Source organism: Pseudomonas sp. GW821-FHT02C04, assembly GCF_059421845.1.
Window position 1 is genome coordinate 182,514 of sequence record NZ_JBWKVT010000002.1, and the last position, 25,215, is coordinate 207,728.

General features: G+C 60.5%; 25 protein-coding genes and 1 riboswitch. Of the genes, 10 read left to right on the forward strand and 15 right to left on the reverse strand.

What is annotated here, in order from left to right; all coding sequences use genetic code 11:
- A complete protein-coding gene (locus AC07VV_RS08880; RefSeq protein WP_096817728.1) occupies nucleotides 1–738 on the reverse strand; it encodes a substrate-binding periplasmic protein in 738 nt (245 codons plus the stop codon).
- A 256-nt stretch (nucleotides 739–994) separates the two neighbouring features.
- Here AC07VV_RS08880 and AC07VV_RS08885 point away from each other — a divergent pair, with 256 nt between their 5' ends.
- Complete coding sequence (locus AC07VV_RS08885; RefSeq protein WP_011336314.1) at nucleotides 995–1,447, forward strand: GNAT family N-acetyltransferase; 453 nt, start codon at nucleotides 995–997, stop codon at nucleotides 1,445–1,447.
- Between the two features lie 42 nt (nucleotides 1,448–1,489).
- Here the strand turns inward: AC07VV_RS08885 and AC07VV_RS08890 are convergent, their stop codons facing one another.
- Genes AC07VV_RS08890 through AC07VV_RS08900 form a run of 3 tightly spaced genes read right to left on the reverse strand, consistent with a single transcriptional unit; the run spans nucleotide 1,490 to nucleotide 4,467 of the window.
- Complete coding sequence (locus tag AC07VV_RS08890) at nucleotides 1,490–1,786, reverse strand: winged helix-turn-helix domain-containing protein (protein ID WP_090178776.1); 297 nt, start codon at nucleotides 1,784–1,786, stop codon at nucleotides 1,490–1,492.
- A 24-nt stretch (nucleotides 1,787–1,810) separates the two neighbouring features.
- A complete protein-coding gene (locus tag AC07VV_RS08895; RefSeq protein ID WP_096817726.1) occupies nucleotides 1,811–2,302 on the reverse strand; it encodes a YgjP-like metallopeptidase domain-containing protein in 492 nt (163 codons plus the stop codon).
- Between the two features lie 41 nt (nucleotides 2,303–2,343).
- Nucleotides 2,344–4,467, reverse strand: coding sequence for a putative bifunctional diguanylate cyclase/phosphodiesterase (locus tag AC07VV_RS08900; RefSeq protein ID WP_495036030.1), 2,124 nt, complete (start codon nucleotides 4,465–4,467; stop codon nucleotides 2,344–2,346).
- 333 nt (nucleotides 4,468–4,800) lie between these two features.
- On the opposite strand from AC07VV_RS08900, the gene AC07VV_RS08905 reads away from it, so the two are divergent.
- A complete protein-coding gene (locus AC07VV_RS08905; protein WP_007959711.1) occupies nucleotides 4,801–5,469 on the forward strand; it encodes a polysaccharide lyase family 7 protein in 669 nt (222 codons plus the stop codon).
- Between the two features lie 414 nt (nucleotides 5,470–5,883).
- On the forward strand, nucleotides 5,884–6,243 hold the full coding sequence (locus AC07VV_RS08910; RefSeq protein ID WP_495036031.1) for a DUF6124 family protein: 360 nt from the start codon (nucleotides 5,884–5,886) through the stop codon (nucleotides 6,241–6,243).
- An 82-nt stretch (nucleotides 6,244–6,325) separates the two neighbouring features.
- On the opposite strand, the gene fba is transcribed toward AC07VV_RS08910, so the two are convergent.
- From fba to tkt, 6 genes are all read right to left on the reverse strand, one after another.
- A complete protein-coding gene (fba, locus tag AC07VV_RS08915) occupies nucleotides 6,326–7,390 on the reverse strand; it encodes a class II fructose-bisphosphate aldolase (protein ID WP_007959708.1) in 1,065 nt (354 codons plus the stop codon).
- A 125-nt stretch (nucleotides 7,391–7,515) separates the two neighbouring features.
- Nucleotides 7,516–7,848 (reverse strand): MliC family protein, encoded by a 333-nt coding sequence (locus AC07VV_RS08920; RefSeq protein WP_096817719.1) that lies wholly within the window; start codon nucleotides 7,846–7,848, stop codon nucleotides 7,516–7,518.
- Between the two features lie 57 nt (nucleotides 7,849–7,905).
- Entirely contained in the window at nucleotides 7,906–8,127 is a 222-nt protein-coding gene (locus AC07VV_RS08925) for a hypothetical protein (RefSeq protein ID WP_085697808.1), read from the reverse strand.
- Between the two features lie 34 nt (nucleotides 8,128–8,161).
- Entirely contained in the window at nucleotides 8,162–9,325 is a 1,164-nt protein-coding gene (locus AC07VV_RS08930; protein ID WP_102619725.1) for a phosphoglycerate kinase, read from the reverse strand.
- Between the two features lie 12 nt (nucleotides 9,326–9,337).
- Nucleotides 9,338–10,390 (reverse strand): erythrose-4-phosphate dehydrogenase, encoded by a 1,053-nt coding sequence (gene epd, locus AC07VV_RS08935; protein WP_495036032.1) that lies wholly within the window; start codon nucleotides 10,388–10,390, stop codon nucleotides 9,338–9,340.
- A 159-nt stretch (nucleotides 10,391–10,549) separates the two neighbouring features.
- Complete coding sequence (tkt, locus tag AC07VV_RS08940; RefSeq protein WP_495036033.1) at nucleotides 10,550–12,547, reverse strand: transketolase; 1,998 nt, start codon at nucleotides 12,545–12,547, stop codon at nucleotides 10,550–10,552.
- Nucleotides 12,548–12,818: 271 nt separating this feature from the next.
- Between tkt and AC07VV_RS08945 the strand changes: the two genes are divergently transcribed.
- The 4 genes from AC07VV_RS08945 to AC07VV_RS08960 all read left to right on the forward strand — a co-directional run bounded on the left by AC07VV_RS08945 (nucleotide 12,819) and on the right by AC07VV_RS08960 (nucleotide 17,341).
- On the forward strand, nucleotides 12,819–13,814 hold the full coding sequence (locus AC07VV_RS08945) for an ArsR/SmtB family transcription factor (protein ID WP_495036034.1): 996 nt from the start codon (nucleotides 12,819–12,821) through the stop codon (nucleotides 13,812–13,814).
- An 18-nt stretch (nucleotides 13,815–13,832) separates the two neighbouring features.
- Nucleotides 13,833–15,023, forward strand: a complete 1,191-nt coding sequence (gene metK, locus AC07VV_RS08950) for a methionine adenosyltransferase (protein ID WP_096817710.1) — start codon at nucleotides 13,833–13,835, stop codon at nucleotides 15,021–15,023.
- 146 nt (nucleotides 15,024–15,169) lie between these two features.
- Complete coding sequence (ligB, locus tag AC07VV_RS08955; RefSeq protein WP_495036035.1) at nucleotides 15,170–16,849, forward strand: NAD-dependent DNA ligase LigB; 1,680 nt, start codon at nucleotides 15,170–15,172, stop codon at nucleotides 16,847–16,849.
- Between the two features lie 96 nt (nucleotides 16,850–16,945).
- Complete coding sequence (locus AC07VV_RS08960) at nucleotides 16,946–17,341, forward strand: DUF1090 domain-containing protein (RefSeq protein WP_495036036.1); 396 nt, start codon at nucleotides 16,946–16,948, stop codon at nucleotides 17,339–17,341.
- A 52-nt stretch (nucleotides 17,342–17,393) separates the two neighbouring features.
- Here AC07VV_RS08960 and AC07VV_RS08965 read toward each other — a convergent pair whose 3' ends face one another.
- Nucleotides 17,394–17,843, reverse strand: a complete 450-nt coding sequence (locus AC07VV_RS08965; protein ID WP_495036037.1) for a c-type cytochrome — start codon at nucleotides 17,841–17,843, stop codon at nucleotides 17,394–17,396.
- Nucleotides 17,844–17,971: 128 nt separating this feature from the next.
- On the opposite strand from AC07VV_RS08965, the gene mltA reads away from it, so the two are divergent.
- Nucleotides 17,972–19,144: a murein transglycosylase A gene (gene mltA / locus AC07VV_RS08970; RefSeq protein WP_493070089.1), complete on the forward strand. Its 1,173-nt coding sequence runs from the start codon at nucleotides 17,972–17,974 to the stop codon at nucleotides 19,142–19,144.
- A 49-nt stretch (nucleotides 19,145–19,193) separates the two neighbouring features.
- Here the strand turns inward: mltA and AC07VV_RS08975 are convergent, their stop codons facing one another.
- Together AC07VV_RS08975 and AC07VV_RS08980 are read right to left on the reverse strand one after the other, a co-directional pair.
- The gene (locus AC07VV_RS08975) at nucleotides 19,194–19,577 is read right to left on the reverse strand and encodes an MAPEG family protein (protein WP_102619717.1); all 384 of its coding nucleotides are present in this window, start codon (nucleotides 19,575–19,577) and stop codon (nucleotides 19,194–19,196) included.
- Between the two features lie 37 nt (nucleotides 19,578–19,614).
- Nucleotides 19,615–20,448: an EamA family transporter gene (locus tag AC07VV_RS08980; RefSeq protein WP_096817687.1), complete on the reverse strand. Its 834-nt coding sequence runs from the start codon at nucleotides 20,446–20,448 to the stop codon at nucleotides 19,615–19,617.
- A gap of 238 nt (nucleotides 20,449–20,686) precedes the next feature.
- On the opposite strand from AC07VV_RS08980, the gene AC07VV_RS08985 reads away from it, so the two are divergent.
- On the forward strand, nucleotides 20,687–21,952 hold the full coding sequence (locus AC07VV_RS08985) for a cation:proton antiporter (protein ID WP_495036038.1): 1,266 nt from the start codon (nucleotides 20,687–20,689) through the stop codon (nucleotides 21,950–21,952).
- Here AC07VV_RS08985 and AC07VV_RS08990 read toward each other — a convergent pair whose 3' ends face one another.
- Nucleotides 21,953–22,840, reverse strand: a complete 888-nt coding sequence (locus tag AC07VV_RS08990; RefSeq protein WP_102619715.1) for a formate/nitrite transporter family protein — start codon at nucleotides 22,838–22,840, stop codon at nucleotides 21,953–21,955. It lies immediately after the preceding gene.
- A gap of 73 nt (nucleotides 22,841–22,913) precedes the next feature.
- Nucleotides 22,914–23,321 carry an acyl-CoA thioesterase gene (locus AC07VV_RS08995; RefSeq protein WP_007959686.1) on the reverse strand — a complete coding sequence of 136 codons (408 nt, stop codon included), beginning with the start codon at nucleotides 23,319–23,321 and terminating at the stop codon, nucleotides 22,914–22,916.
- A gap of 197 nt (nucleotides 23,322–23,518) precedes the next feature.
- A riboswitch (S-adenosyl-L-homocysteine riboswitch) is annotated at nucleotides 23,519–23,617 on the forward strand.
- Nucleotides 23,618–23,640: 23 nt separating this feature from the next.
- On the opposite strand from AC07VV_RS08995, the gene ahcY reads away from it, so the two are divergent.
- The gene (gene ahcY, locus AC07VV_RS09000) at nucleotides 23,641–25,050 is read left to right on the forward strand and encodes an adenosylhomocysteinase (RefSeq protein ID WP_127800358.1); all 1,410 of its coding nucleotides are present in this window, start codon (nucleotides 23,641–23,643) and stop codon (nucleotides 25,048–25,050) included.
- The last annotated feature ends 165 nt before the right edge of the window (nucleotides 25,051–25,215 follow it).

Genomic DNA, 25,215 nt, shown 5'->3' on the forward strand with positions numbered 1-25,215 from the left:
TCACATGCCATGCTGTCTGAGCAACTTGTCATAGCTGCCGTCGGCCTTCATCGCTGCAATCGCCTTGTCGAACCCGGCCACGATCTGTTCGTGCTCCGGGTTCTTCAGGCTGACCAGAATGTGCAGGCTGTTCTCACTCAGCGGTTTGGGCAGGAACTCCACGGCGTTGCGCACTTTCGGTGATTCACGGGCCAGGTAATAACGGGCGACGAACTCGTCTTCCAGGGTCAGCTTGACCCGGTCCGCCGCCAGCATGCGCACGGCCATGGCGAAGTTATGCACAGGGACTTTCTGCAACGCCGTGTCGGCATCGAACGGCGCCGAATAGGCGTAGCCGCGCACCACCGCAATCGGGTAGGTGTGCAGTTCCTGCAGGTTGTTGTATTCGATGGGCGTGTCTTTGCGCTTGAGAAAACGCACGCGGTTGAGCAGGTACTCGTCGGAAAACTGCCCCAGCTTCGTACGCTCGTCGTTGTACCAGGCGTTGACCAGCACGTCGTAACGCCCCTCGCCAACCCCGAGCAGCGCCCGCGCCCACGGCACCTGTTCGTAATCGCTGGCATAACCTGCCCTGGCCAGGGCCGTGCTGACAATGTCCGTGGCCAGCCCACCGTTGACCAGCGTGTCATCGGTAAACGGCGGCCAGACGTCGAAGACCAGACGCAATTTCTCCGCTGCAGCGCTTTGACCCAGCAACAGCAATCCGATCAAAGCAAAGGCTCGATGCAATCGCGGCATGCTTGAAAATCCTTAGCGGGCGGGCCGCCCGGCGTGTTTTCAGTCAAAACCCCAAGGCCCCGTACCGGCGAATCCCAGGCCCTAACATTAGCTCATTGAAGCCGTTGCACAGCGCTTCTCTGCAGATTACACAAAGAAGTCGGCGGCGCGAGAAAGGAATGATGGCATTTTGGCCTTCGTCACAGATTATTGCGCCATACAGACATATTTCGACGGTGCGCTTAGTATCGGGCGACGTTGTTCAAGGAATCGGAAGATGACAATCGAGTGGGTCTGTAAACATCACAGCGATCTGGGACTGGAGCAGCTGTACGCCATTTTGAAATTGCGCTCGGAAGTGTTCGTGGTCGAACAGCGCTGCGCCTACCTGGACCCGGACGGTCAGGATCTGGATGGCGACACCTGCCACCTGATGGGCTGGGACGGTGATCAATTGGTGGCGTACCTGCGCCTGCTGGACCCGGAGTCCCAGGGTGGCGACGTGGTGATCGGCCGTGTACTGACGGCGCCGGCCGGACGTGGCAAAGGGCTGGGGCATGAAATGATGGAGCAGGCGCTGAAACAGGCCGAGAAACGTTGGCCTGAAGTGCCGATCTATCTGTCGGCCCAGGCGCATTTGCAGGGGTATTACGGGCGGTACGGGTTTGTGGTGGCGGGTGAGGAATATCTGGAGGATGACATTCCGCATATTGGTATGCGGCGGTCCTGAGATTCCCCCTTCGCGGGCGTGCCCGCGAAGGGTCTACATGGGTCAGGGATACTCAAGCACAGCCTTGATCTGCCGCAAATTCCGCTCGATCCACCCCCGATCAATCGCCCCCCACTCACGAATCCGGTAGCGCCCCGCATGATTGCGCGCGCCCTCTTCCTGTTCGAACTCGCAGATGATATCCAGATCCGCCAGCGCCGCGATGGTGTCCTGCGCCGTGCGTCGAGGCATGCCGGTGACTTCGGTCAGCGCCGGTACGCTGCTGGCCAGGCCGCTGTCGATCAGGTACGCCACGTACAAGCGCCGGTAGAAACTGCTCTTGGTCTTGCTCACGTCCATGCACGCACTCCGCTGTTTGATTTTTTATTGCATGTCTCGCCAGGTCAGATACACCCGCAGGTCGAACTCGATCTGGTGATAGCCCGGCAGCATGTGATCACACAATTTGTAGAACGCCTTGTTGTGATCGGACTCCTTGAAGTGCGCCAGTTCGTGCACGACGATCATCTTCAGAAACTCCGGCGCGGCCTCCTTGAACAGCGAGGCGATGCGAATCTCTTTCTTGGCCTTGAGCTTGCCGCCCTGCACCCGAGAGACCGTGGTGTGCAGACCGAGGGCGCGGTGGGTCAGGTCTAGACGGTTGTCGAACAGGACCTTGTCGATGGCCGGGGCGTTGCGCAGGTATTCCTGTTTCAAATCGAGCGCGTAGCCGTACAACGCCTTGTCGCTCTGCACATCGTGGCGGCCCGGATAGCGTTGGCTCAGGTAATCACCGAGGCGATCTTCGGCAATCAATTGGCGCACCTGATCCTGCAATTGCGCGGGATAGGCCTGGAGGTATTTCAACGCAGTCATGGGGCGGCACGGGTCATGAAAAGTCCGCCAGTGTAACGAATTCAACTGGCCAACGCGCTCCAGTCGAATGGCTCGGCAAAGCGCGTGGCGTCCTCGGCGACCAACGGCCGCGCCACCAGGAACCCTTGCACGTACTCGCAACCATGGGCTTGCAGCCATTGGTATTGCTCGACGGTTTCCACGCCTTCGGCAATCACCAGCAACCCGTATTCCTTGCACAGCTCGATGACGCTGCGCACCAGTGAGGCGTCCCGCGATGAGTCCGGCAATCGGGCGATCAGGTGGCGATCGAGCTTGAGCGTATCCAGTTCCAGGTCGCGCAGATGCGACAACGAACAGGATCCGGAACCGAAATCATCCAGCGCCACCCGCACCCCGAGATTGCGCAGCAGCCGCAGCTGTTTGCGCGTTTCATCGGGATTGACCGTCAGCGCCTCCTCGGTGACTTCCACTTCCATCTGATGCGGCTGCAAACCATGGCGCTCCAGCACCTGGCGCAATTCGGTCACCAGATTCGGCAGCCCGAACTGGGTATTGCTCAGGCTCACGCCGAGCACCAGATCCTTGGAAAACTCGGACTCCCAGGCCTTACGCTGCCCGGCGCCGCGATGATAGATCCAGCTGCCGAGCCGGCTGATCAGCGTCGCCTCCTCCAGCAACGGCAGGAACAACCCCGGCGGCACGTCGCCGACGCTCGGATGCTGCCAGCGCAGCAACGCCTCGAAACCGCGAATCCTGCCGTCACCAATCGCCACCTGCGGCTGATACACCAGATTGAAATCACGGTTCTCGATGGCGTTGCGCACGCTCTCTTCCAGCATCAACCGTGAGCGCGCGCGGCCGTTCATTTCGTGATCGTAGAAGCGATATTGCTGACGCCCGGCGCGCTTGGCTTCGTACATGGCGATGTCCGAGGCACGCATCAAACCGTCGAGGTTGTTACCGCAATCCGGGTACGTGGCGATGCCGATACTGGCGCCGAGGGCAATGTCCATGCCTTCGATCTGCTGACAGATCGATACCCGTTCGATGAGCTTCTCGGCGATCTTTGCTGCCTGTTCGGGGAATTCCAGATCCAGCAGCGCGGTGAATTCATCGCCGCCCATCCGCGCCAGAATGTCGAATGGCCGCAGGCAGGCTTTCAATTGTTCGGAGACCCAGCGCAACACCCGGTCCCCGGCATCATGGCCGAGGGAATCATTGACCCTCTTGAAACCGTCGAGATCGAGGTACATCAGCACCCAACTGCTGTCCGTGCGCTCGCCGCGCAGCAGCAGGTTTTCCACAGTCTGGTAGAAACCCCGGCGATTGAGCAGCCCGGTCAACGGATCGGTGACGGCTTGGAACTCCAGCTGCTGATGCAGATGGCGGACCACCGACATGTCCAGCACCGTCACCACCATCGCATGCTGTTCGCTCGGCAGCGGCGCGCAGGACAAGGCCACCGGCACCTGCTGGCCCGGCGCGGTACGCAGCAACGCGTCGTGTAAGCGCAACGTCTCGCCGCGTTTGTAACTGGCATAAAACTCGGAATCGGCCCACAGCGGAATGTGCGGTTTCTGCAAGTAATCGAGAAACTCCTGCCCTTCCAGCTCCTTCACCGGCGCATTGAGCAACCGCGAAATCGCCGGGTTGGCGAAGCGGATCAAGCCATCCTCGGCCAGCACCAGAATCCCTTCGGCGGCGTTATCCAGCACCGAGGCATTGAAGGCTCGCGCCGACTCCAGATCCTGACTCAAGCGCTGCAACGCCCGGCGATTGCGCTGGTGCTCCAGCAACGCCTGGACTTTCGGTTTGAGAATCTGTGGATCGAAGGGTTTGAACAGGTAATCCACCGCGCCACTGGCATAGCCCTTGATCACAGCGTCCTGGGACTGCTCGTTGGCGGTGAGGAAAATGATGGGGGTGAGCCGCGTTCGCTGACTGCCGCGCATCAGGCGCGCGACTTCGAAACCGTCCATGCCCGGCATCTGCACATCCAGCAGCACCAGGTCGATGTCGTGTTCAAGCAACAGGCTGAGGGCTTCGAAACCGGAAGCCGCGGTCATGACCTGCCAGTCCTGGCGCTGCAGCAACGCGCGCATGCTGATCAGATTTTCAGGGTAATCATCAACGATCAAAAGGACTGAGCTGCCTTCACCTGGCTGGGGTTGCGCGCATTCCATGCTGCTTCTCTTGTCGGGACATCCAATCGGGACGCGGCCGGTTTCTCGTGAAAACCGTACAGTTACTGAGCCTTCACTCTAGTCCTGGATCCGAAAAAGCAGTAGCTGTCATCAGGCCATCATTTAACCAAACCGGTAAGAAGCCGACTAACGGTCATCGCTGCAGCCCCCGAAAACCGGGAAAGATGGCATTTCGACAGGATGTTGACGCCAATCATCCGCCAGACGGCCGTTAACAAAAAATCCCTCTACGCTTATAAAGGCCGCCCCCAAGAACCGCGTGCTAGAGCTTCTGGCACGCGAGTGCAGGAAAAATAGAGTGGAAGAACCGACATGATCGACCTCGCAACCTGGAACCTCAGCGTTCCCGTTGGCAGCCCGCCCTACACCGTCGAAACCTCCAAACTGGTGAACGGCTTCAAGGATCAGTACTTCCATTCCGACACCGGCACCCTGTTCTTCTGGTCCCCGGTTACCGGCTCGAAAACCGAAAACGCTATCTACCCGCGCACCGAACTGCGCGAAACCTACAGCAACGGCACCCTGCGCAACTGGTACTACCCGGACGCCGACAACCTGCTGCGCGCGACCCTCTCGGTCAATAAAGTGCCCAGTTCCGGCAAGATCGTCATCGGGCAGATTCATGCCTATGAAAGCCAGAAGCCGATGCTCAAGCTTGAGTATCAGTACAAAGACAAAACCGAGACCGGCAACCTGGTGATCAAGCTGCGCACCCATCCGGATCAGGACGAAAGCCGCGTCATCACCCTCGCCACCGGGATCAAACTGAATCGCGAGTTCAACTACCTCATTCATTTGAGTCCTGGCGGCGCGCTGGGCGTGAGTGCGGCCGGGTATCAGTGGGATTCGCAGATCAGCGCGACGTGGCGCAACAAGCCGCTGTATTTCAAGGCGGGCGTGTATGTGCAGGACAACACCGGGTACACCAGCGAGGGTGGGCAGGTGACGTTCAGCAAGCTGGATATCGATCACGACAAATAACCTGTGGGAGCTGCGGTGCGACGATTCGACTTGCCAGCGAAGGCGCCAGTAGCAGCACCTGAATTAAACGGTCATGTTTAAACCCGCTCGGCGCAACTTCCCGAAGCCTACAACGGCTTGCATCGCTGCCTACCGGTACGCCAGAATCCGCCGGCTTGTGCGCCTGGAGGGCCATCGATAACTTGATTCGGGTCACTGATTCGCAGTGATCGGGTTTAGTAGCCTGTGGTTTCAAGCTTTGTGCACAAGCATCTGTCAGTCAGGTATTTCAATACCTGCGCTCGATGGCGACTGTGCGCAGGGCACCCTCGGGTGCGCCGGTTTGCTCGAAACCCCGGTCTACTAACCTGCGTACAGTTGCCTCCACTTTGATTAGTAGCCAGGGCGGGGGCACTCCAATCAGGTTTCGAGCAAATGATTAAATCTACGCCTCATCCGCCGGTCGCAGACCCGGCCTCCCCCTACGATTCCATCGACCCCAAAAAACTCAACGAAGCCGCCGAACGCGCCCTCGACCACTACCTCTGCCCCGGCGCCCGCATCATGGCCACGGTCAACGAACCCGACCCCATGTACTTCGCCAACCCCGCCTACAACACCGAATCCCTGCTGGCCAACGCCAGCGAAACCCTCGGCTCCGCCAGCGAAATGCTCAACAACTTCGCCGCCACCCTCGCCCCCGCCGACCGCAAAACCGCGATTGGCATTGCGCAATTGGTGATGCTGGGGGAACTGGCGGTGAATCAGGCGCTGGATCACGTAGAGCCGAGCTAGGAACTTTCGTTCGTCCAAAAAATCGGCTCAAAAAAAACCCGCCTCACGGCGGGTTTCTTTCAAATCAGCTCAACACCCAGTCTCAATTGACCTTGGCGTTCAACTCACCCTTCAGATAACGCTGATACATGCTTTCCAGCGAGATCGGCTTGATCTTCGAAGCGTTGCCGGCAGTACCGAAAGCTTCATAACGAGCGATACATACATCGCGCATGGCCTTCACGGTTTCGCCGAAGAATTTACGCGGGTCGAATTCGCTCGGGTTGGTGGCCATCAGGCGACGCATTGCACCGGTGGATGCCAGACGCAGGTCGGTGTCGATGTTGACCTTGCGCACGCCGTGCTTGATGCCTTCGACGATTTCTTCAACCGGTACGCCGTAGGTTTCTTTGATGTCGCCGCCGTACTGGTTGATGATCGCCAGCCACTCTTGTGGCACCGACGAGGAACCGTGCATCACCAGGTGGGTGTTCGGGATGCGTTTGTGGATTTCCTTGATGCGGTCGATCGCCAGCACGTCACCGGTAGGTGGCTTGGTGAACTTGTAGGCACCGTGGCTGGTGCCGATGGCGATGGCCAGGGCATCAACCTGAGTCTTCTTGACGAAGTCAGCAGCTTCTTCCGGGTCGGTCAGCATCTGGCTGTGATCCAGAACGCCTTCGGCGCCGATGCCGTCTTCTTCACCGGCCATGCCGGTTTCCAGCGAACCCAGGCAGCCCAGCTCGCCTTCAACCGAAACGCCGCAGGCGTGAGCCATGGCCACGGTTTGTTGGGTCACGCGGACGTTGTATTCGTAGTCGGTCGGGGTCTTGCCGTCTTCGCCAAGGGAGCCGTCCATCATCACCGAGCTGAAGCCCAGCTGGATGGAACGCTGGCAGACGTCAGGGCTGGTGCCGTGGTCCTGGTGCATGCACACCGGGATGTGCGGGAATTCTTCGATTGCCGCCAGGATCAGGTGACGCAGGAACGGGGCGCCGGCGTATTTGCGGGCACCGGCCGAAGCCTGAACGATCACCGGGGAGTCAGTCTTGTCAGCGGCTTCCATGATGGCGCGCATCTGCTCAAGGTTGTTGACGTTGAAGGCTGGAACGCCGTAGCCGAATTCGGCTGCGTGGTCCAGCATCTGGCGCATGCTGATAAGTGCCATTGTGTGTGTCTCTCCCGGTTTGGGTCGTTAATCGTGCCAGCCTGCCGGAGCGGCGGCGGCTATTCAAGTGATTGCAGATCGGGGGTTGAGGCCCGGCCTGGTGATTCGATAAAGCAGATTCTGTTTTATTCGGCTTTGCAGCCCCGGCCGATCAAATCATTGGTAGCGACCCAGTAGACCAGGCCTTCATTACCTTTGATGTGAAACGCCAGCATGTCGTCGCTGTACAGTGCGCCCGAGGCGCCCGGCTCTTCTTTCAGGCGATAGACCTGATCGCCGCCGCCCAGCCGCACATCGACTGCCTTCTGGCCGGCATCGGTGAAGCGCCACAGCACCTTGGCCTGACTGTCGCAGGTCCAGGTGGTCCAGTTATCCACAGGGGCGGACGACTGAAACGGGTTCCACTGCGCGCAACCACCCAACAATCCCAATGCCGCAACGGCGATCAAGCCTTTCATCCGTGTTCCTCGACCGGCAGCGCACGCCGCCGGCCCTGAGTTAAAGAGTCAGACCGGTCAAGGACAACCATGTTCCTTGGCCGGGGTTTGCGTCTCGTATTTGTCCAGGCCGTCCGGGCCCGAGCGCTTGTTCAGCACCGGGTTGGTTTCGGCCTGCCAGTCGGCCTGGTAGCAGCCTTTCTGTGCCTCGCCGGGTGCCGGCTCCGGCGCAGCCTTCGGGTTACTCCCACAGGCTGCCAATGTACCGGTCAGCAACAACAGCGCTAACGACTTGACCATCTGAACACTCCTTTGCCTGGCCAAACGGGCGGCCTCAGGCCTTGGCCCGACTTTCCAGGACTTCAACGGCCGGCAGCACTTTGCCTTCGACGAATTCGAGGAACGCGCCACCGCCGGTGGAAATGTAGGAGATCTTTTCCGCCACGCCATATTTATCGATGGCCGCCAGGGTGTCGCCACCGCCGGCAATCGAGAACGCAGCGCTGTCGGCGATGGCCTGGGCCAGCACTTTGGTGCCGTTGCCGAACTGGTCGAATTCGAACACGCCGACCGGGCCGTTCCACAGGATGGTTTTCGACGACTTCAGCAGTTCGGCGAAGTTGGCGGCGGTTTGTGGGCCGATGTCCAGAATCATGTCGTCGGCAGCGACGTCAGCGATCAGTTTTACAGTCGCTTCGGCGCTTTCAGCGAATTCCTTGGCAACTACCACGTCGACCGGCAGCGGCACGCTGACCTTGGCGGCGATGGCGCGCGCGGTGTCCAGCAGGTCCGGCTCGTACAGCGACTTGCCGACCGGGTGACCGGCCGCAGCGAGGAAGGTGTTGGCGATGCCGCCGCCGACGATCAGTTGATCGCAGATCTGGCTCAGGCTGTTCAGCACGTCGAGTTTGGTCGAGACCTTGGAGCCGGCAACGATGGCAGCCATTGGCTTGGCCGGTGCGCCCAGGGCTTTGCCCAGTGCGTCCAGCTCAGCGGCCAGCAGTGGGCCAGCAGCCGCGACCTTGGCAAACTTGGCCACACCGTGGGTCGAACCTTCAGCGCGGTGAGCAGTGCCGAAAGCGTCCATCACGAACACGTCGCACAGGGCGGCGTATTGCTGGGCCAGTTCGTCGGCGTTCTTTTTCTCGCCCTTGTTGAAGCGCACGTTTTCGAACAGCACGATGTCGCCGGCCTTGACGTCAACGCCGCCCAGGTAATCGGCCACCAGTGGCACTTCGCGGCCCAGGGCCTTGCTCAGATAGTCGGCGACAGGCTTGAGGCTGTTCTCGGCAGAGAATTCGCCTTCGGTCGGACGACCCAGGTGCGAGCAGACCATCACGGCCGCGCCTTTTTCCAGGGCCAGCTTGATGGTCGGCAGCGAAGCCAGGATACGCGCATCGCTGGTGACAACACCGTCCTTGACTGGGACGTTGAGGTCTTCGCGGATCAATACGCGCTTACCTTGCAGATCGAGGTCGGACATCTTCAACACGGTCATGGGTCGCACTTCCTACGGTTTTTTTGAAGTCGCTGTTTGCAGATAGTGTTCTGCAACATCCAGCATTCGGTTGGCAAAACCCCATTCGTTGTCGAACCAGGCCAGGATGTTCACCAGCCGAGGGCCGGAAACGCGGGTCTGACTGGCATCGACGATGGCCGAATGTGGGTCATGATTAAAATCACAGCTAGCATGGGGAAGCTCGGTGTAGGCCAGCAGACCTTTGAGCGGGCCGCTGGTGGCGGCGTCGCGCAGGATCCGGTTGACCTCGCCGGCGTCGGTGTCGCTCGCGGTCTGCATCGTGATGTCGAGACAGGACACGTTGACCGTCGGCACGCGTACGGCTTTGGCCTGAATTCGTCCGGCAAGTTCCGGCAGCAGACGCTCGATACCGCGCGCCAGACCAGTGGACACCGGGATCACCGACTGGAACGCCGAACGGGTGCGGCGCAGGTCTTCGTGGTGATAGGCGTCGATCACCGGCTGATCGTTCATCGCCGAGTGAATCGTGGTGATCGACACGTAATCCAGGCCGACTGCCTGATCCAGCAGACGCAACAGCGGCACGCCGCAATTGGTGGTGCAGGAGGCGTTGGACACCAGCAGCTCGTCGCCGGTCAGACAATCCTGATTGACGCCGTAGACGATGGTGGCGTCGACATCCGCCTCGCTGGCCATCGGCTGCGAGAACAGCACACGCGGCGCGCCGGCGTCGAGGAAACGCTGGCCGTCTTCGCGGGTGTGGTAGGCGCCGGAGCATTCGAGCACCAGATCGACGCCCAGCGACGCCCAATCGATGCCTTCGGGGGTGGCACTGCGCAGGACCTTCACGCAGTCGCCATTAATATGCAGACAATCGCCGTCGACCTTCACTTCGCCGGGGAACCGGCCGTGGGTGGAGTCGAAGCGTGTCAGGTATTCGATGCTGGCCATGTCGGCCAGATCGTTGATCGCGACAATTTCAAACCCGGCCTTATCGCCTCGCTCGAACAACGCACGCAAGACGCAACGACCAATCCGGCCGTAGCCGTTGAGTGCAACTTTGTAGGGACGCGGTTGAGGCATGGGGTTCTCGATAGTATTCGCTAACAACACAACCCTATGCAGGAGCTGCCGAAGGCTGCGTTCTTTTGATCCTGTTTTTAAGATCAAGATCAAAAGAACGCAGCCTTCGGCAGCACCTACAGGGGAACGCGGTGGCCAGGGCCACCGCATTCGTACTGCTTAGTCTTCCAGCAGCTCTTCAGCCTGACCCAGGATGTTTTCCAGGGTGAAACCGAACTCTTCGAACAGCGCCGGGGCAGGAGCCGATTCGCCGTAGGTGGTCATGCCGATCACGCGACCTTCCAGACCCACGTACTTGAACCAGAAGTCGGCGTGAGCCGCTTCGATCGCGATACGCGCGCCAACCTGCAACGGCAGAACCGACTGCTTGTAGCTGGCGTCCTGAGCGTCGAACAGGCTGGTGCAAGGCATCGAAACAACACGCACCTTGCGGCCCTGCTCGGTCAGTTTGTCGTAGGCCTGAACAGCCAGACCGACTTCCGAACCGGTGGCGATCAGGATCAGCTCAGGCTCGCCTGCACAGTCCTTCAGCACGTAGCCACCACGGCTGATGTCGGCGATCTGGCCGGCATCACGGGTTTGGTGCTGCAGGTTCTGACGCGAGAAGATCAGCGCCGACGGGCCGTCCTTGCGCTCCAGGGCGTTTTTCCAGGCCACTGCCGATTCAACGGCATCGGCTGGACGCCAGGTGTCGAGGTTCGGCGTGGTGCGCAGGCTGGTCAGTTGCTCGATCGGCTGGTGCGTCGGGCCGTCTTCGCCCAGACCGATGGAGTCGTGGGTGTAGACGTGGATCACACGCTGCTTCATCAGTGCGGACATGCGCACCGCGTTGCGGGCGTATTCCATGAACATCAGGAAGGTCGCGCCGTAAGGCACCAGACCGCCGTGCAGGGCAACGCCGTTCATGATCGCGGTCATGCCGAATTCGCGCACGCCGTAGTACATGTAGTTGCCGCTGGCGTCTTCGGCGCTGACGCCTTTGCAGCCTTTCCACAGAGTCAGGTTGGAACCGGCCAGGTCAGCCGAACCGCCCAGCACTTCCGGCAGCAGCGGGCCGAACGCGTTCAGGGCATTCTGGCTGGCTTTACGGCTGGCGATGGTTTCGCCCTTGGCCGCGACTTCAGCGATGTAGGCCGAAGCCTTCTCGGAGAAATCAGCCGGCAGCTCACCGCTCAGGCGACGGATCAGTTCGTTGGCTTCGGTCGGGAACGCGGCGGAGTAGGCAGCGAAACGCTGGTCCCACTCGGACTCGACGGCGCGGCCCTTTTCCTTGGCATCCCATTCGGCGTAGATGTCGGCCGGGATTTCGAACGGACCGTGGTTCCAGTTCAGCGCCTTGCGGGTGAGGGCGATTTCCGCGTCACCCAGTGGGGCGCCGTGGCAATCTTCCTTGCCTTGCTTGTTCGGCGAACCGAAACCGATGGTGGTCTTGCAGCAGATCAGGGTCGGCAGCGGGCTCTTGCGAGCGGTGTCGATGGCAGTCTTGATCTCTTCCGGATCATGACCGTCGACGTTGCGGATCACCTGCCAGTTGTAGGCTTCGAAACGCTTCGGCGTGTCATCGGTGAACCAGCCTTCGACTTCGCCGTCGATGGAGATGCCGTTGTCATCGTAGAAGGCGATCAGCTTGCCCAGGCCCAGCGTACCGGCCAGGGAAGCGACTTCGTGGGAAATGCCTTCCATCATGCAGCCATCACCCAGGAACACGTAGGTGTGGTGGTCGACGATGTTGTGGCCAGGACGGTTGAACTGCGCGCCCAGTACCTTTTCAGCCAGGGCGAAGCCCACGGCGTTGGCCAGACCCTGACCCAGCGGGCCGGTGGTGGTTTCAACGCCCGGGGTGTAACCGAATTCCGGGTGACCCGGGGTGCGGCTGTGCAATTGACGGAACTGTTTCAGGTCGTCGATCGACAGGTCGTAACCGGTCAGGTGCAGCAGCGAGTAGATCAACATCGAGCCGTGGCCGTTGGACAGCACGAAGCGGTCACGGTCAGCGAACGATGGATTGCTCGGGTTGTGCTTGAGGTAGTCGCGCCAAAGCACTTCGGCGATATCTGCCATACCCATAGGGGCACCGGGATGGCCGCTGTTGGCTTTTTGCACGGCATCCATGCTGAGGGCACGAATGGCGTTGGCACGCTCACGACGGCTAGGCATCGCTGATCTCCTGGGTTTGAATAGATTGAAACGGAAAAAAGGAGGGCATTTTCCCTCACCCGAGCGCCTCGGGGCAATGACAGATAGTCATCCGGAGACGTTTTTCCCATGGATAACATCGGTTTCGGCTGGTGAATCCTTTCCGCTGTTCGTCTGTAGAGTTAACCGGCCAGTGAGAAGTGCAATAAAAAGCGCCACCCATCGAGCAATATCAAAACTTTTTGATATTGGCCTTGCGGTGTTTTCCGGCCGTCTCTAGACTGCTGGCCCTATGAACTTACGCGTGCCTTCCATTCGCCATGACGATTGCGACGAGCTGGCGGCCCTGTGCAAGGCCGGCGGCGATCCGCTGCGGCTGAATGTATTGCGCGCCCTGGCCAACGATTCGTTCGGCGTTCTGGAACTGGCGCAGATTTTCGATATCGGCCAGTCCGGCATGAGCCATCACCTTAAAGTGCTGGCACAGGCGGATCTGGTGGCGACTCGCCGTGAAGGCAATGCGGTTTTCTACCGCCGCGCCCTGCCCCATACCGAGTTGCTGGGCGGCAAGTTGCACGCGGCGTTGTTAGAAGAAGTCGACAATCTGGCGCTGCCGGCCGACGTGGAAACGCGGATCGCACAAGTACACGGGCAGCGTGCTGCCAACAGCCAGGATTTTTTCGCACGGGTCGCAGAGAAATTCCGCGCCCAGCAGGATTTGATTGCCGGCCTGCCGCAGTACCGTGAAAGCGTGCTGGCCCTGCTCGACAAACTGAACTTCGATGGTGCAGCCTCGGCCATCGAAGTCGGCCCCGGCGATGGTGCTTTCCTGCCGGAACTGGCCCGTCGTTTCGGCACCGTAACCGCACTGGACAACAGCGCGGCGATGCTCGAACTGGCCCGCCAGGTATGTGAACGTGAAAAGCTGGCTAACGTCAGCCTGCAATTGGCCGATGCATTGAATGGCACAAGCCTTCAGGCCGATTGCGTAGTGTTGAACATGGTGTTGCACCATTTCGCCGCGCCGGCCGAAGCGCTCAAGCACATGGCCAGCCTGCTGCAACCGGGCGGTAGCCTGCTCGTGACAGAGTTATGTAGCCACAACCAGAGTTGGGCCAGGGAGGCCTGCGGTGATCTGTGGTTGGGGTTTGAACAGGACGATCTGGCCCGTTGGGCCACCGCTGCGGGACTCGTTCCCGGGGACAGCCTCTATGTAGGCTTACGTAATGGTTTCCAGATTCAGGTCCGCCATTTTCAGCGACCGACTGGCGACACTCACCATCGGTAAATTCAGGAAAACATCGAGATGAGCGAATACTCCCTCTTCACCTCCGAGTCCGTGTCCGAAGGGCATCCGGACAAAATCGCCGACCAGATTTCCGATGCGGTGCTGGACGCCATCATCACCCAGGACAAACACGCACGCGTTGCCGTGGAAACCCTGGTCAAGACTGGCGTGGCCATCGTTGCCGGTGAAGTGACCACCAGCGCCTGGGTCGATCTGGAAGAGATCGTGCGTAACGTGATTCTCGACATCGGCTACAACAGCTCCGACGTCGGCTTCGACGGCGCGACCTGCGGCGTGATGAACATCATCGGCAAGCAGTCCCCTGACATCAACCAGGGTGTTGACCGTGCCAAGCCTGAAGATCAGGGTGCCGGCGACCAGGGCCTGATGTTCGGCTACGCCAGCAACGAAACCGACGTGCTGATGCCAGCACCGATCACCTTCTCGCACCAGCTGGTTCAGCGCCAGGCCGAAGCCCGTAAATCGGGTCTGCTGCCTTGGCTGCGCCCGGACGCCAAGTCGCAAGTGACTTGCCGTTACGAAGGCGGCAAGGTTGTGGGTATCGACGCTGTTGTTCTGTCGACCCAGCACAACCCTGAAGTGTCGTACAAAGACCTGCGCGAAGGCGTGATGGAGCTGATCGTCAAGCACGTGCTGCCTGCCGAACTGCTGAGCAAGGACACCCAGTTCCACATCAACCCGACCGGCCAGTTCATCATTGGCGGCCCGGTAGGTGACTGCGGTCTGACCGGTCGCAAGATCATCGTCGACAGCTACGGCGGCATGGCCCGTCACGGCGGCGGCGCGTTCTCCGGTAAAGATCCATCGAAGGTTGACCGTTCGGCCGCCTACGCTGGCCGTTACGTTGCCAAGAACATCGTGGCTGCCGGCCTGGCCGAGCGTTGCGAGATTCAGGTTTCCTACGCGATCGGTGTAGCCCAGCCTACTTCGATCTCGCTGAACACCTTCGGCACCGGCAAGATCAGCGATGACAAGATCATCAAACTGGTCCGCGAAGTGTTCGACCTGCGTCCATACGCGATCACCACCATGCTCGACCTGCTGCACCCGATGTACCAGGAAACCGCAGCCTACGGCCACTTCGGCCGTGCTCCGCAGACCAAGACCGTTGGCGAAGACACCTTCACCACGTTCACCTGGGAAAAAACCGACCGCGCCGACGCTCTGCGTTCTGCTGCCGGTCTGTAAGACTTCCCTGGCGATACAAGAAGCCCCGCACGGTTCGCCGTGCGGGGCTTTTTCATGTCCTGGAAACAAGCCGCAAAACAGCTGCCCGCCCCCGCGCTGAAATCCTGACTAGCCTTCAAGCAACTCCCTGAGCAAGGACGCTCACGATGCTTGCCACACTGCGCCTGTTTTTCTTTTTCCTGCCGGTTTTAATCCACTTCAGCACCTTCGCTGACGACTGCCCCACCTGGCCCGTCGACCGGGCACAAACCGAAATCGCCGCCCTGCAACAGCAGATCGATCAGTGGGACGACGCCTATCACCGAGAAGGCCGATCACTGATCGCCGACGAACTCTACGATCAGTCCCGCACCCGTCTCGGCGAATGGCGCCAGTGCTTCAAACTTCCACCGCCGCCCAAGCCGTTACGGACAGCGTCAGGGCCTGTCGCGCACCCGATCGCCCATACCGGCCTCGACAAGATTCACGACGCAGCGGACATCGAAGCCTGGCTGCGCGACCGCAAGGACGTCTGGGCACAACCCAAGATCGATGGCGTGGCCGTCACGCTGATCTATCGCGCCGGGCGTTTGCAGCAGGCGATCAGTCGCGGCGACGGGGTTCGCGGGCAGGACTGGACTGCATCGGCACAGAAGATCAACGCCATTCCCCAACAACTGACACAACCGCTGGACCTGTCGGTGCAGGGCGAACTCTATTGGCGACTGAACGACCATATCCAGGCCCGAGCCGGCAGCGCCAACGCCCGCGCGACAGTCGCCGGCCTGATGGGACGCAAGGACTTGAGTGCCGAACAGGCAGCAGGCATCGGGCTTTTTGTCTGGGACTGGCCGTTGGGGCCGAGCAGTCTGACAGAGCGAATCACGGGACTGGCAACACTCGGCTTCGAAACGACAGAACCTTACAGCCATCCCGTTGGTGATCTTGCTGATGCGAAAAAATGGCGTGATCACTGGTATCGCTCACCTCTGCCCTTCGCCAGTGACGGCATCGTCTTGCGCCAAAGTCTGCGTCCGGCAGCCGAACGCTGGCAGGCACGCTCGCCTTTCTGGGCCGCGGCCTGGAAGTACCCGTTCGCCCAGGCATTGGCCGATGTACGCAAGGTCGATTTCAAGATCGGCCGTACCGGGCGCATCACCCCCGTGCTGGAGCTGGCGCCGGTCATGCTCGATGATCGCCAGATCAGACGCGTCAGCGTCAGCTCACTCAAACGCTGGCAGGAACTGGACATACGCCCCGGCGATCAAGTGGCGATCAGCCTGGCCGGACTGACGATTCCGCGACTCGACAGCGTTGTGCTGCGCAGCACAGAGCGCGTCGAGCTGAACGTTCCACTCGCCAGCGACTTTCACGCGCTAAGCTGCTGGCAACCAACGCCCGGATGCGAGAGTCAGTTCCTCGCGCGTCTGACCTGGCTTGGCGGCAAGCAAGGGCTGGCACTGCCCCATGTCGGGCGCGGTACGTGGGAGAAACTTCTGGAAACAGGCCGCCTGAACAGCCTGCTGGATTGGTTGACCCTCGACGGGCCAGAGCTTGCTAAGATTGCCGGCCTCGGCGAGCGCAGCAGCGCCCGCCTGTCGCACAGTTTTCACAGCGCTCGCCAGCGGCCATTCGCCCAATGGCTCAAAGCCCTCGGGCTGCCGCCGACAGGTCAGGCCTCTCTGGTTGATTCATGGCAAGCGCTGGCACAACGCAATACTGAACAATGGCAGGCAGAACCCGGAATCGGCCCCGGTCGCGCGGCGCAATTGAGCGCTTTTTTCCGCGACCCGCAGGTGCTGGCCCTGAGTGAAACCTTACGTGCCGCCGGAATCGACGGTTTCTGAACATGCATCCCGGTACGCCGGGAACCCAACGGTCGCCGAGGCGCTCCAAGAGCGCAGTGCTTTCACGACCCGATTGCCTTTGCACATGGAGCTTTTATGAAATTTCTCGCACCGCTCGCCCTGCTGACTCTTTGCGGCGTAATGGCCGCCCCCGCGATGGCTGGCGAAGACGCCCCGGGCCTGACCGGTTGTGCTGCCAAGAAGCAAGGCATCATCAATCAGATCGAACAGGCCAAATCCCGTGGCAACGCCGACCAGCAGGCCGGTCTCGAAACCGCACTGCGCGAAGTCACAGACCACTGCACCGACGCCGGCCTGAAAAAGGAACGTGAAAACAAGGTGCTCGACGCCAAGCACGAAGTGAGCAAGCGTCAGGCTGACCTCGACAAGGCCATGAAGAAAGGCGACCCGGAGAAGATCGACAAGCGCAAGAACAAGCTCGCCGAATCGCGCAAGGAATTGCAGGACGCGCTGGACGAACTCGACAAGTAATCCGGCAGGCAACGTGCGGTGAAAGAGTCCTCTCCTTCACTGCACTTCAGGATCAATGATCCCGAAATTCTTTATGGCAGGCACTGCAGGCATCTTCAACCTTCTGCACCGCCGGCCCCAAATTGCTGGCCTTGTACGGTTGAACCTGGCTGGCGATCACCAGTTCACCGGTGGCCGCCTCAAGGGTGCGGGCCATTTCCTGGAAACGTGCCTGTCTCAGCCAGACATCGTCCTTGGCGCTGGTGTGATCTTCTTCGCGCACCTGCGGAAAGTGTTTCCACGGTTCATGGGACAGCGCATCGAGCTTGACCGCGCCTTCCGTGAATTTCGGCCCGTCGAAGGCAATGCGCCCGCGCAGCATGCCGCCCAGGTCTTCGCCGGTCTTGAGCATCTGCTTGAAGATCGCCTTGCGCTGGCCCAGCGGGGAATTCGGATCGACACCGCCACAGGCGGACAAGGTCAGACAGGCCAGCAATACAACAGAAAGTCTTTTAAGAGTCATGGTGGCTTCAGGTCACGGAATTCGGCGGCCAGTATCCTCGCGTCACCGCCAAACACCAATAGCCCTATTAATAATATGGGTTGCTGGCGCGCATGGAGCACGCCTGCAACCGACACAGGAAATTCTCCATGAACAGCCGTTTCAAGGCCTGGCGTCACCCACTCATCGCAACCCTGCCGCTGCTGGCCATCCTCGCCGGCTGCACCGGGGGCGACAGTGCCAAGCCGAAAACCCACGCACTGGCCACTTACTCCAGCGCCACCTGGGAAGCCCTGCCCGCAGTGTCCGACAACGATCTGGTGGCCGGCTTCGGTTCGTGGCGCAGCGCCTGCACCCGGCTAAAGGCTGATCCGATCTGGGGCGCCACCTGCGCAGCGGCAGCCAATGTGCCGCAAAGCGCTGGCGACATCCGCAGCTTCCTCAAGCAGCACCTCGACGTCTTCGGTCTGCGCGCCGAGCACGACAATCCCAACGGCCTGATCACCGGCTACTACGAACCGGTCTACCCCGGCAGCCTGACGCAAACCGCGACCGCCAACGTGCCGGTGTACGGCGTGCCCGAGGACATGATCATCGTGTCCCTGGACAGCATTTACCCTGAGCTGAAAGGCAAACGCCTGCGCGGACGCCTCGAAGGTCGCGTGCTCAAACCCTATGACGACGCAGCTACCATCGAGACCAAAGGCGTCAAGGCACCGGTGGTGGCGTGGCTGACTGACCCGATGAACCTGCAATTCCTGCAGATCCAGGGTTCGGGGCGGATTCAGACCGATGACGGCCGACAACTGCGCATCGCCTACGCCGACCAGAACGGTCACCCGTACCGGCCGATCGGCCGCTGGCTGGTGGAACAGGGCGAACTGAAGAAAGAAGACGTGACCATGGGCGCGATCAGCAACTGGGCCAAGGCCAATCCGTCGCGCATTCCGGAGTTGCTGGGCAGCAACCCGAGTTATGTGTTTTTCACCCGCAACCCGGACAGCAACGAAGGCCCGCGCGGCTCGTTGAATGTGCCGCTGACCGCCGGTTACAGCGCGGCGGTGGATCGCAAGGTGATCCCGCTGGGCAGCCTGCTGTGGCTGTCGACCACTCGCCCGGACGGCACGGCACTGGTACGCCCGGTGGCCGCGCAGGACACCGGCGGCGCGATTGCCGGCGAAGTTCGTGCAGACCTGTTCTGGGGCACCGGTGATGCCGCCGGGCAACTGGCCGGTGACATGAAGCAGCAGGGGCAGATCTGGATGCTCTGGCCCAAAGGCGCGGCGTTGCCGCAAGTGCCGCAGGTGGCCGACAAGCTGTAAGCGCAACGCAAAAGATCGCAGGCCTCGTCAGCCTGCGATCTGTTCAGCTTCAGACCGAAACGAAGAAGAAACTGGCGATCAGCCCCATCCCGACAAACCACACCAGCGACCGCAAAATCGCCCAGTCCGCCAGATAGCAAATGATGTAGAGCAGGCGACTGGTGATAAACAGCACCGCCAGCACGTTGACCGTCACCAGCTCCGCCGTGCCGACCAGATGCGCGACGATCACCGCCGCCGCAAAGGCCGGCGTCACTTCAAAACTGTTCAGTTGCGCCGCATGGGCCCGTCGGGCCAAACCGTTCAGGCTTTCGAGAAAATCCCGAGGATCGTGATTGTCGCTCAGCCGATAACCACCGACAGCCTTGGCCACGCCCGTGCACACATAGGGCAGAAAGATCGCAATCAAAACGCACCACAGAGCCACCGTCATAACGCCGTCCTTCTTCAGTTTTTAGAGTGTTGGCGGGTCAGAACTTCATCACCAGCATGCCGATCAGCACCAGCCCACAGGCTAAGAGCCGTGGCCGACCGAAAGGTTCTTTCAGGTAGCGCATGCCGAACAGCACCACCAGAATCACGCTGATTTCACGCAACGCCGCCGCTTCGGCAATCGAGCCCAACTGCATCGCCCACAGCACCAGAGCGTAGCTGAACAACACGCAGAACCCGACCGCGAGTCCCAGCTTCCATTGTTCGCGCCAGAACAGCATAAACGCCGGCCGCTTGGCCACCCACGCCAGCAGCGGGAACGGCCAGGCGCTGAGCAGCGTGACCCAGACCAGGTAGTCCAGCGGATGCGACCAGCGCCGCAAGGCCTGGCCATCGATGTAGGTGTAGCAGCCGATGCACAGCCCGATCAGCGCCACTACCGGCAGCATCGACCATGGCAAGTGTTTCCCGCCGCCGCCCTGCCAGAGCAGGCAGGCCATACCCAGCGGGATCAGCATGATCCCGAAAATCTGCTGCGTGGTCAGCACTTCACCGGCGAAAATCAGGGTCAGCGCCAGCACCACCAGCGGCGACAGTCCGCGCATCAACGGATAGACCAGGCCCAGGTCGCCGACCCGATAGGCCTGGATCAACAGGTAGCGATAAAGCAGCTCGAACGCCGCCGAGGCCAGAATCCACGGCCAGATCTCCTGGGGCGGCAGGCTGATGAAAGGAAATGCCAGCGCGACGAACAACAGCGCCACGGTGTCCATGCAGGCCACCACCAGCAGCCGTTCGGCGCTGAACTTGATCAAGGTATTCCACGCTGCGTGCAACAGCGCCGCCACCAACACCAGAGCTGTCGCCAGCACGAGTCACTCCTTCATTCTTGTTTTTGAACCTGAGCCCTTTGATCAGGTCTTTTATTCGCGATGTGTCAGGCGTTGTTTATACGCCAAGCGCCCCCGTCGCAACCGGTTGCGCACAGACGAATCTCAAAAAACCCTGTCTGGGCGACACAATTGTGCCCCCACCCGGTGTCTGCCCATCCAACCCTTGCGTCCACGAACGGGCGCGTTGTCTTTTCACCCCCCATCCAAAGGACCCCGGATGCTTGAACTCGTCGCCGCTTTCATCTGCCTCACCACCCTCCTCACTTTCGTGAATTTCCGCTTCATCGGTTTGCCTCCGACCATCGGCGTGATGGTTACCGCACTGATGTTTTCCCTGTTGCTGCAAGGCCTGAGCCTGCTCGGTTACCCCGGCCTCGAAGAGCGCGTACAGCAACTGATCGGCCAGATCGACTTCGGTGATCTGCTGATGAACTGGATGCTGTCGTTCCTGCTGTTCGCCGGCGCCTTGCACGTCAACCTGAATGACCTGCGCAGCTACCGCTGGCCCATCGGCCTGCTGGCGACGTTCGGCGTATTGATCGCCACCGCCGTGATCGGCAGCCTCGCCTATTACATCTTCGCCCTGTTCGGCTGGCACGTGAGCTTCCTCTACTGCCTGTTGTTCGGCGCACTGATTTCCCCGACCGACCCGATCGCGGTGCTCGGCGTGTTGCGTACGGCCAACGCCTCGAAACCGTTGAAAACCACCATCGTCGGCGAATCGTTGTTCAACGACGGCACCGCCGTGGTGGTGTTCACCGTGTTGCTGGGCATCGCGCAACTGGGCGAAACCCCGACCATCGGCGCCACCGCCATGCTGTTCGTCCATGAAGCCGTCGGCGGTGTGCTGTTCGGCGGGCTGATCGGTTATCTGGTGTACCTGATGATCAAGAGCATCGAGCAGCACCAGATCGAAGTCATGCTGACCCTGGCATTGGTGATCGGCGGTTCGGCAATGGCCACCGAGCTGCACGTGTCGGCGCCGATTGCGATGGTGGTCGCCGGCCTGATCATCGGTAACCTCGGTCGCAATCTGGCGATGAACGACATGACGCGCAAATACCTGGACGGTTTCTGGGAGTTGCTCGACGACATGCTCAACGCCCTGCTGTTCGCGCTGATCGGCATGGAGCTGTTGCTGCTGCCGTTCAACTGGCTGCACGTGGCGGCTGCAAGTCTGTTGGCGCTGGCGATTCTGTTGTCGCGGCTGCTCACCGTGGCCCCGGCCATTGTCCTGTTGCGTCGCTGGCGCACGGTGCCGCGCGGCACCATCCGGATCCTGACCTGGGGCGGTTTGCGCGGCGGTGTTTCGGTGGCGTTGGCCCTGGCCCTGCCGCTGGGCCCGGAACGCGATCTGCTGCTGAGCATCACCTACATCGTAGTGCTGTCGTCGATCCTCCTGCAGGGTCTGACCATCGGCAAACTGGTCAAGCACGCCACCCGTGATGAACCGGCAGCCACTGCCGAACCTGCGCACCATTGATCACTTCTTGATCTGCTGCGGATCGGGCTTTTCCGCCTGATCCGCAGACTCCTTCGGTTTTCCGCTTTCGCTGCGAATCTGCGCATGGCTGATCAGGGCGAAGATGAAACTGCCGCCGATGATATTCCCCGCCAGTGTCGGCCCGGCAAACACCGCCCAGAAATCACTCCACGGCAACTCGCCGGCAAACACCAGGTACGACACTTCCGCCGAGCCGACCACGATGTGCGTGAAGTCGCCCAGTGCCATGAGGTAGGTGATGAGGATGATGATCCACATCTTCGCGCTTTCCATGGACGGAATCATCCAGACCATGGTGGCGATCATCCAGCCGGAAACGATGCCCTTGGCGAACATCTGGCTGGCGTGGTTTTCCATGACCTTGCGACCGATTTCGAGGAAGGCTGCGTCGGTCTTGCTGTCGAAGATCGGCAGCTCGAGCATCACGTAAGCCACCAGAATCGTGCCGCACAGATTGCCGAACAGTACGACTGTCCAGAGTCGGATCAGTCGGCCGAAGTTTCGGATCGTCGGTTTGGTCATGACCGGCAGCACAGCGGTCAGGGTGTTTTCGGTGAACAACTGCTGGCGGGCGAGGATCACCGCGAGAAAACCTGCGCAGTAGCCAAAACTGGCGATCACCTTGAATTCGTCACCCTCGGGCAACCGGGAATTGAGCAGGCCCATGCCCATCAGCGACAGGCCCATGGTCAGCCCCGCCGCCAACGCCGACCACCACAGCGCGGCAATGCTGCGCTCCAGTTCCTGGTCGCCCTGTTTACGGATGATTTCATGCAGGACCGCCGCGCGGGGCGGCTGGTTTTTCTCGACTTCGTGCTGTTCCTTGGCCGAGAGGTCGGGGGTCTTGCCGTCTGTTGGCGTGGTCATGGCGGGAAACCGGTGGCGGGGTCATAAAACTACGACACGCGCCATTCGGCTTCCGTTCTACAGGACGCGCCGATTACTCGGTAACGGGCGTTTCATCCTTGAACTGGTCTTTGACGTATTTGATCTCGGTCCGCCCGTGCGGCGCCGGCAGGCCGTCTTCACCGAGGTTGACGAAGACCATCTTCTCGACCGTCAGGATGCTCTTGCGGGTGATCTTGTTGCGCACTTCACAGGTCAGGGTGATCGAGGTGCGGCCGAACTCGGTGGCGGTGATGCCCAGTTCGATGATGTCGCCCTGGCGCGAGGCGCTGACGAAGTTGATCTCGGAAATGTACTTGGTCACCACGCGCTGGTTGCCCAGTTGAACGATGGCGTAGATCGCCGCTTCTTCGTCGATCCAGCGCAGCAGGCTGCCGCCGAACAGGGTGCCGTTGGGGTTGAGGTCTTCGGGTTTTACCCATTTGCGGGTGTGGAAATTCATGTTCACTCCTGAGCGTTTGCCGAAAGATGGGCGCCATCTTGGCAGACTGATCGGTCATGCTCCATGAGGCTTCTACTATGGTCGCGATTGGCGATCTTCATTTGGCCGACAGAAACCCTTTGGAAGATCAGTCTAGACGGCTATAATCGCCCCCGTTTCAAAACGGTAACGTTCACTTGATACCGTTTTCCCGCCACCTGTCCGAGGGGCGCTGCAGCAGGTTCAACCTGTCAGGCTCGGATGGGGCGTTGACTGGCTCAGGCCGGACACTAAACGCACAACGGCGCCCATTCGCATACATTACGAATGGAGGCTCTTCATGAGCGCTGTTATCACGCCTGCAGATTTTAACGATTACAAAGTTGCCGACATGTCCCTGGCTGCCTGGGGCCGTCGCGAAACCATCATCGCCGAGTCGGAAATGCCGGCCCTGATGGGTCTGCGCCGCAAGTACGCTTCCGAGCAGCCGCTGAAAGGCGCGAAAATCCTCGGCTGCATCCACATGACCATTCAGACCGCCGTGCTGATCGAAACCCTGGTTGCCCTGGGTGCCGAAGTTCGCTGGTCGTCCTGCAACATCTTCTCGACTCAGGATCAGGCCGCTGCTTCCATCGCCGCTGCCGGCATCCCGGTTTTCGCCTGGAAAGGCGAGACTGAAGAAGAGTACGAGTGGTGCCTGGAGCAGACCATCCTGAAAGATGGCCAGCCATGGGACGCCAACATGATCCTCGACGACGGCGGCGACCTGACCCAGCTGCTGCACGACAAGTACCCACAGGTTCTGGATCGCGTTCACGGCGTGACCGAAGAAACCACCACCGGCGTACACCGTCTGCTGGACATGCTGGCCAAGGGCGAACTGCGCATCCCGGCCATCAACGTCAACGACTCGGTGACCAAGTCCAAGAACGACAACAAGTACGGCTGCCGTCACAGCCTGAACGACGCCATCAAGCGCGGCACCGACCACCTGCTGTCCGGCAAGCAAGCGCTGGTCATCGGTTACGGTGACGTGGGCAAGGGCTCGGCCCAGTCCCTGCGTCAGGAAGGCATGATCGTCAAGGTCTCCGAAGTCGACCCGATCTGCGCCATGCAAGCCTGCATGGACGGTTTCGAACTGGTTTCGCCGTTCATCGACGGTATCAACGACGGCACCGAAGCCAGCATCGACAAAGCGCTGCTGGGCAAGATCGACCTGATCGTGACCACCACCGGTAACGTCAACGTTTGCGACGCAAACATGCTCAAAGCCCTGAAGAAGCGTGCCGTTGTCTGCAACATCGGTCACTTCGACAACGAAATCGACACCGCTTTCATGCGCAAGAACTGGGCATGGGAAGAAGTGAAGCCACAGGTACACAAGATCCACCGTACCGGCCCGGGCGCTTTCGACGCTCAGAACGACGACTACCTGATCCTGCTGGCCGAAGGCCGTCTGGTGAACCTGGGCAACGCCACCGGTCACCCGAGCCGCATCATGGACGGTTCGTTCGCCAACCAGGTTCTGGCGCAGATCTTCCTGTTCGGCCAGAAGTACGCCGACCTGTCGCCAGCCCAGAAAGCCGAGCGCCTGACTGTTGAAGTACTGCCGAAGAAACTCGACGAAGAAGTGGCCCTGGAAATGGTTCGCGGCTTCGGCGGCGTGGTCACTCAACTGACCAAGCAACAGGCTGACTACATCGGCGTGACCGTCGAAGGCCCGTTCAAGCCGCACGCTTACCGCTACTAAGAGCAGCTGCGAGCTTCAAGCTTCAAGCGGCAAGCAAGGCCACAAGCCGGGCTTGCCGCGCGAAGCCCGAAAGCTCTGCCCCTATTTGTCAAAACAGTGTCAGGCCGCAAGCTTCAGGCACAAGAGACCAGCGCACCTCCGCTGCTCTTGCAGCTTGAAGCTTGC